The following is a 3499-nucleotide window of genomic DNA, read 5'->3' as shown; positions in this document are numbered from 1 at the left end:
AATGGGACCACCGCGGTCAGGCCAGCAGCCTCCTCTTCGGTGTTGGTGAACCCGGTCAATGTCTTGCCTGCGACCAGGGGTTTGCCGTCCACGCCCTTGGGGTGCTTGAACACCGCCGGTGCGTGGCAGACTGCGGCGATCGGGCGGTCAGTTCTGGCGCAGGTTTCGATCAACTTGATGCTGTCGGCATCCTCGGCCAGATCCCAGAGCGGACCGTGACCGCCGGGATAAAAGACTGCATCGAACCCGTCCGCCGAGACTATGGGCGGTTCGACCGTATGTGCCAAATCCCGCTGGCCCGCCTTGTCACCCTTGAAGCGTTGCGTCGCGTCAGTCTGGGCATCGTCCGCGCCGGGGAACGCGCCGGGCGGCTGGCCGAACGCCTTTCAACATCGGAAACGATACATGAGATCCAACGCCAGATGCTGGACGCCGCCAGTCGCCGTCATCGGGACCCTGATGCTCTGGTTCGGCGCATGCGCGACGGCCGGTTCTGATGTGCGTGCGCCTTGCCCGCCCGTGGTGGAATACAGTCAGGAAGAACAGGTCAAAGCCGCCGACGAGATCATGGCATTGCCTGCGGATTCAGTGCTGGTTGGCTGGTTAAGCGAATATGCCGTAATGCGGGACCAGTCTCGGCGCTGCGCGGACAGAATCCATTGAGATGTAGGTCATGACTTCGCGACACCCGGCCTCAGGTGCGAAGGCTGGACAGAACCGCGCAATCGGGAACGCTTGCGCCGGTGCATCGGCTGGCCGTCTCAGAAAGAACCGCCTCGATGCGCTGCAGATCCGCGATCTTTGCGCGAACCTCGGCCAAGTGCGCTTCGGTCTTTTCCTTGACCTCGGCGCAGTTTCGCAGCGCGCCATCGCCTAGTCCAAGCAAGCCGCGAATGTCACTCAGCGAAAACCCCAACTCGCGGGCGCGCAAGATAAAGCGCAGGCGCTGCACATCCGCAGCACCATAACTGCGGTGGCCTGCATCGGTGCGGGCGGGTGGCGGCAGGATTCCGGCCGTCTCGTAATAGCGGATGGTTTCCAGATTGCAGCCCGTGGCACGGGCCAGATCGACACGGCGCAGTGCCTTGTCGGCGCGGATCGCAGCCTCGTGAATGACAACCATGTCGATTTTCCTTGCATCTGTAGTTGCTACAGACTGTAGGTCGGGTGCAACGGGATGACAAGGAACCATGCGATGAGTGACATTCTCGAGACCGAAACCGCGCCAGGCAGCGCCGATATGCTGGGGTTCTGGCATGACAATGTCCGCACCAACCCCGTCTGCGTCGAGGGGTCTTGCTGTGAAGCAAATGCGCGATGACCTGAAAGGCGGGATGCTTGCAACAGGGATCGCCGCCCCGGTAGTGATTGCCTGCTGCGGAGGCGGTGGCGGGGCATTTACCGCAATCACCGGCACGGCTGCCGGGTGGATCGGCGGCTTTGGCGGTCTGGGCACGGCGCTGGTGGCCGCAGCCGCAGCGCTGACGTGGCGCAGCCTGCGTCGCTTTCGAGGAGATTGCTGTACGACAAGCACAGCTCCTTTTGGGGAGCGCCGGCAATGAATGCGGACAAATCTGATCGCCGTCTGCTGATCACCGGTATTGTCGGCACGATCATCGTCGCACTGTGCTGCTTCACTCCGGTTCTGGTCGTGCTGTTTGGCATTGTCGGGCTGTCGGCTCTGGTGGGCTGGCTTGATATTGTGCTCTTGCCCGCACTCGCCTTCTTCATCGGGCTGACAATTTATGCCGTCTGGCGTCGTCAAAGAAACACAACGAACTCCTGAAGGAATTCAACCATGAACGAGTGCAGCAGCAATCCTGAACGCGGTCAGGACACTTTCGACCTCGCGGTGATCGGTGCCGGATCGGCGGGGTTTTCCGCGTCTATCACAGCGGCAGAGGCAGGCAAGCGCGTGGCGTTGATCGGTCACGGTCTGATTGGCGGCACCTGTGTGAACATCGGCTGCGTGCCGTCGAAGGCGATGATCCGCGCGGCGGAAGCGATCCATGGTGCGAAAGCGGCCCGGCGGTTTCCGGGGCTGTCGGGGGCGGCGCAGGTCGATGACTGGGCGGCGCTGATGGCGGGCAAGGACGCCTTGGTCTCTGGCCTGCGGCAAAAGAAATATGCCGATCTGCTGCCCGGCTACGAGGAGATCACCTATATCGATGAAGGCGCGGCCCGGCTTGTCCCGGATGGCGTGCAGGTCGGTTCGCGCCTGATCCGTGCCCCCAAGGTCATCGTCGCCACCGGCGGTCGACCTGCCCTGCCGCCCATTCCGGGTATCGGGGAGGTGCCGACGCTGGACAGCACGTCCCTTCTTGCGCTGGAAACCCTGCCGGAAAGCCTGGTCTTTCTCGGCGGCGGCTATATCGGTGCGGAACTGGCGCAGATGATGGCGCGGATGGGAGTGCGCGTGACCGTGGTCTGCCGCTCACGGCTTTTGCCGCAGGCCGAACCCGAAGTGTCGGCGGCGCTGACGCAGGTGTTCCGGGACGAGGGCATCACCATGCACTGTGGCTTGACCTATGATGCCTGCCAACGCGACGGCGACCGTGCCGTGCTGTGCCTCGATGAGGGCGGAAAGCGGCTGGAGCTGCGCGCCGATCATCTGGTGGTGACCGCCGGGCGCAGCCCCAATACCGAAGGTCTCGGACTGGCAGACATGGGGATAGTGACCGACAGACGCGGCGCAATCAAAGTGGGTGACGATATGCAGACCATCCGCCCCGGCATCTACGCCGCAGGCGATGTCACCAACCGCGACCAGTTCGTCTACATGGCCGCCTATGGCGCAAAGCTGGCAGCCAGGAACGCCATGGGCGGCGCGGAACACTATGACAATACTCCAATGCCCTGGGTGGTGTTCACCGACCCGCAGGTGGCGGGGGTCGGGCTGACCGAGGAACAGGCGCTTGCCGCCGGGCATGAGGTGAAAACAAGCGTTCTGTCACTCGACAACGTGCCCCGGGCGCTCGCAGCCCGCGACACGCGTGGGCTGATCAAGCTGGTGGCGGATGCCAAGACCGACAGGCTTCTGGGCGGCGTGATCGCGGCGCCCGAAGGATCCGACAGCGTCCAGACGCTGGCATTGGCGCTGAGGTTCGGCATGACGACCAAGGCGCTTGGCGAAACAATCTTCCCTTACCTGACTACCGTCGAAGGATTGAAACTGGCGGCGCAGACTTTCGATCGGGACGTGGCAAAGCTGTCGTGTTGTGCGGGGTGAACAAAACCAGACTGGTGGCCCAGAACGCAAAAAGCCCCCTTGGTTTCAGGGGGACTTGCAAAACGTTGACTTGGCGTTGACTCGTTTTGTGCTTATGCTTACACAAGTGTTTTTGTCGGGCTCTAAGTCTTTGGAAAGGTTAGGTAATTTGGTTGCGGGAGTAGGATTTGAACCTACGACCTTCAGGTTATGAGCCTGACGAGCTACCTGGCTGCTCCATCCCGCGGTGTTGTGGTTTGTTGTATCGTTTTTGAGAGATACGTTTTATCC

General features: G+C 62.0%; 5 protein-coding genes, 1 tRNA gene and 1 pseudogene. 4 read left to right on the top strand and 3 right to left on the bottom strand.

The window, feature by feature from the left end; genetic code table 11:
* Nucleotides 1-377 (bottom strand): annotated as a pseudogene (locus ABIE57_RS20390) (DJ-1/PfpI family protein); the annotation flags it as partial.
* A 28-nt stretch (nucleotides 378-405) separates the two neighbouring features.
* On the opposite strand from ABIE57_RS20390, the gene ABIE57_RS20385 reads away from it, so the two are divergent.
* Nucleotides 406-663: a hypothetical protein gene (locus ABIE57_RS20385; RefSeq protein WP_354540867.1), complete on the top strand. Its 258-nt coding sequence runs from the start codon at nucleotides 406-408 to the stop codon at nucleotides 661-663.
* Nucleotides 664-694: 31 nt separating this feature from the next.
* On the opposite strand, the gene ABIE57_RS20380 is transcribed toward ABIE57_RS20385, so the two are convergent.
* Nucleotides 695-1123, bottom strand: a complete 429-nt coding sequence (locus ABIE57_RS20380) for a MerR family transcriptional regulator (protein WP_354540866.1) — start codon at nucleotides 1121-1123, stop codon at nucleotides 695-697.
* Nucleotides 1124-1195: 72 nt separating this feature from the next.
* On the opposite strand from ABIE57_RS20380, the gene ABIE57_RS20375 reads away from it, so the two are divergent.
* From ABIE57_RS20375 to merA, 3 genes are all read left to right on the top strand, one after another.
* On the top strand, nucleotides 1196-1321 hold the full coding sequence (locus ABIE57_RS20375; protein ID WP_354540865.1) for a hypothetical protein: 126 nt from the start codon (nucleotides 1196-1198) through the stop codon (nucleotides 1319-1321).
* Between the two features lie 237 nt (nucleotides 1322-1558).
* The gene (merF, locus tag ABIE57_RS20370; protein WP_354540864.1) at nucleotides 1559-1786 is read left to right on the top strand and encodes a mercury resistance system transport protein MerF; all 228 of its coding nucleotides are present in this window, start codon (nucleotides 1559-1561) and stop codon (nucleotides 1784-1786) included.
* 12 nt (nucleotides 1787-1798) lie between these two features.
* Nucleotides 1799-3229: a mercury(II) reductase gene (merA, locus tag ABIE57_RS20365; RefSeq protein WP_354540863.1), complete on the top strand. Its 1431-nt coding sequence runs from the start codon at nucleotides 1799-1801 to the stop codon at nucleotides 3227-3229.
* A 149-nt stretch (nucleotides 3230-3378) separates the two neighbouring features.
* On the opposite strand, the gene ABIE57_RS20360 is transcribed toward merA, so the two are convergent.
* A tRNA-Met gene (locus ABIE57_RS20360) sits at nucleotides 3379-3455 on the bottom strand.
* Nucleotides 3456-3499: the final 44 nt, after the last annotated feature.

The sequence above is a fragment of the Roseovarius sp. MBR-6 genome, assembly GCF_040547525.1.
Lineage (GTDB): Bacteria > Pseudomonadota > Alphaproteobacteria > Rhodobacterales > Rhodobacteraceae > Roseovarius.
The sequence above is the reverse complement of the archived record's forward strand: the minus strand, read 5'-3'. Positions and strand labels throughout refer to the sequence as shown.

Coding starts and splice junctions, on each gene's coding strand:
- ABIE57_RS20375 (WP_354540865.1), top strand. CDS start 1,196: ATGAGTGACATTCTCGAGACCGAAACCGCGCCAGGCAGCGCCGATATG.
- ABIE57_RS20380 (WP_354540866.1), bottom strand. CDS start 1,123: ATGGTTGTCATTCACGAGGCTGCGATCCGCGCCGACAAGGCACTGCGC.
- merA (WP_354540863.1), top strand. CDS start 1,799: ATGAACGAGTGCAGCAGCAATCCTGAACGCGGTCAGGACACTTTCGAC.
- merF (WP_354540864.1), top strand. CDS start 1,559: ATGAATGCGGACAAATCTGATCGCCGTCTGCTGATCACCGGTATTGTC.
- ABIE57_RS20385 (WP_354540867.1), top strand. CDS start 406: ATGAGATCCAACGCCAGATGCTGGACGCCGCCAGTCGCCGTCATCGGG.